Origin of the sequence: Nocardia sp. NPDC058666, assembly GCF_042714895.1 — a bacterium.
Taxonomy (GTDB): domain Bacteria; phylum Actinomycetota; class Actinomycetes; order Mycobacteriales; family Mycobacteriaceae; genus Nocardia.
The window spans coordinates 1-1871 of sequence record NZ_JBHXRY010000059.1; the positions used below are offsets into that span (position 1 = coordinate 1).

At 71.7% G+C, this 1871-nt stretch carries 2 protein-coding genes; both read right to left on the reverse strand.

What is annotated here, in order from left to right; translation table 11 throughout:
* Window positions 1–170 precede the first annotated feature (170 nt).
* The gene (locus ACFWVD_RS28395; protein WP_030390272.1) at window positions 171–428 is read right to left on the reverse strand and encodes an acyl carrier protein; all 258 of its coding nucleotides are present in this window, start codon (window positions 426–428) and stop codon (window positions 171–173) included.
* A partial coding sequence (locus ACFWVD_RS28400; protein ID WP_379247943.1) for an AMP-binding protein occupies window positions 425–1871 on the reverse strand: 1447 nt, incomplete at its 5' end. The genes ACFWVD_RS28395 and ACFWVD_RS28400, both read right to left, overlap by 4 nt.

Below are 1871 nucleotides of genomic sequence, written 5' to 3' on the forward strand. Positions count from 1 at the left end.
GGCGACGGCCTGGGCCTGGTCCAGGCCGCCGTCGCCGAGCTGGTCCCACCAGGACCGCCAGGTCTCGCGGCCGACCGGGGCTCGCTGTTCCAGCAGGCCGGTGAGTGCGTCGTGCACGGTCGGTCTCCGTCTCGTCTGCGTCGGGTCGGGGTCGGTCGGTGGTGGGCGGGTCAGGCGGCCGCGGTGCGCCGGGAGGCGGTGATGAAGGTGTCGATGGCCTCGACGCTGCGGAAGTTGTTGGGGTCCAGGTCGGCGTCGCCGATGGCGAGTTCGAAGCGGTCCTCGACCCAGGCGATGAGCTTGAGGACGCCCAGGCTGTCGATGACCCCGTCGTTGAGGAGGTCGTGGTCGGTGGCGAGTTCGGCGGGGGTGGTGCCCGGGAGGAACTCGGTGATGACGAAGTTCTTGATGGTGTCGATGTTGCTCATGACGGGATTCCTTCGGCGAGAGGTGTGGCGACGGGTGCGGTCGTGGATCGGGTGGTGCCGGTGGTGCTGCCGGTGGTGGGGGCCGGCCGGTCGAGTCGGTCGAGTTGCTTGCGGTCGACTTTTCCGGTGGCGGTCTTGGGCAGGGGCTGTTCGGTGACGGTGAGTTGGTGCGGGACGGCGGCCCTGGGCAGGTGGCGGGCGCAGTGGGTGCGCAGTTGCAGGCCGGTCAGGGTGGTGCCGGGGGCGCGCTGGACCGCGGCGACCAGTCGTTTGCCGGCGATGGGGTCGGGCAGGGCCGCGACGCCGGCTTCCAGGACGTCGGGGTGTTCTTGCAGGATCCGTTCGATCTCGGCGGTGTTGACGGCGACGCCGCGGACCTTGACCTGGAAGTCGGTGCGTCCGGTCAGGTGCAGGGTGCCGGCGTCGTCGCGTCGTACGAGGTCGCCGGTGCGGAACCAGCGGCGGTCGTCCAGGCCCAGGGGGTGGCCGGTGAACTTGTCGGTGTGGCGGGTGCGGTCGAGGTAGCCGCGGGTCTGGAAGGGCGTGGAGACGAAGAGTTCTCCGCTGCCGGCTCCCTGGACGGGGGTGTGGGTGTCGGGGTCGATGATCAGGGCGCGTACGCCTGGCAGTGGGCGGCCGATGGGGACGGGTGTCGTGGGGTGGGCGGCCGGTGCGGTGTCGACCTCGTGGATGAAGCTGTCGTTGGTCTCGGTGCATCCGTAGATGTTGTGGATGCGGGCGTGGGGGAAGAGCTGGGGCAGGGCGGCGAGGGTGCGCTCGGGTATGGCGTCGCCGGTGAACATGACGTGTTCGACGCCGGGGAAGGTGTCGCCGGTCTTGGCGGCCGCGTCCTGGAGGAGTCCGAAGGCCATGGGGACGGCCTGGACGATGTCGACCTTGTGGTGCAGGACCAGGTCGCGCAGGTGGCGGCCGTGGGCGGCCAGGGCGGGGTCGACGAGGACCACGCGTCCGCCGCGGGCGAGGGTGGTCCACACGTCGAGGAGGCAGAGGTCGAAGTTGAGGGGGGCGTAGTTCAGGACGGTGCGGCCTGCTGTGATCTGGAAGGTGTGGCCGGCCCAGCGGGTGAACCGGTCGACGGCGTCCAGGCCCAGCGGGACGATCTTGGGGAGGCTGGTGGATCCGGAGGTGGTGAGCATGAAGGCCACTTCGGCGGCCTCGGCGGCGGGCAGCGGCCGGGCGGTGACCTCGGGGTTGGGGGTGACGCGGGCGCTCTGCCCGTCGGGGGCCAGGACGGTGGCGCAGCCGGCCTGGGCGAAGAGGTCGGCCAGGAGGGTGTCGGCGAGGGCCGGGGAGGGGAGCAGCAGGGGGCGTCGGGCGAGCAGGCAGGCCAGGACGAGGGCGAGGGCGGCGGGTGACTTGTCGGCGAGGATGCCGACCGGTTCGCCGGGGGCGAGGTCCAGGTGTGCGAGCCGGTCGCGTTGG

Bases quoted from the DNA above. Each gene is read 5' to 3' on its own strand.
- ACFWVD_RS28395 (WP_030390272.1), bottom strand. From the start codon at position 428: ATGAGCAACATCGACACCATCAAGAACTTCGTCATCACCGAGTTCCTC.